Consider the following 447-nt stretch of genomic DNA (forward strand, 5'->3'; position numbering starts at 1 on the left):
CATGAATGATTACTCTTATTTGTTAATTAATAATCCAGATGTTAACTTTGAAGGAATTGATATTAAAGGATATACAAATCTACCTAGTCAAATTGCACAAGATCAAAAGAATGCAAGAGAGCATGCTACAAAATGGGATGCGCACATAAAAAAACAACTTTTAGATACCCTTACAGGAATTGTAGAGTATGATACCACATTTGACAATTATTACGATACATTAGTAGAAGCAATTAATGAAGGAGATGCAGATACATTAAAAGAAGGCATTACAGATTTACAAGGTGAGATTAAACAAAACCAAGCATATACACAGAATTTAATACAAGAACTAGCTAAGTTAAGAGATAGTATTGGAGAAGATGTCCGAGCATTTGGAGGTCATAAAGATATCTTGCAATCGATTTTAAAAAATCAAGCATCTGGAATAGATGAAGATGAAAAACG

At 31.3% G+C, this 447-nt stretch carries 1 protein-coding gene; it reads left to right on the plus strand.

Translation table 11 applies throughout. From position 1 onward, the window contains the following. On the plus strand, nt 1-447 hold a 447-nt coding region (locus tag ACS2CR_RS34410), incomplete at both ends, for an alpha-helical pore-forming toxin family protein (RefSeq protein ID WP_438906165.1).

This window comes from Bacillus cereus group sp. BceL291 (assembly GCF_051776705.1).
Classification (GTDB): Bacteria; Bacillota; Bacilli; order Bacillales; family Bacillaceae_G; genus Bacillus_A; species Bacillus_A cereus.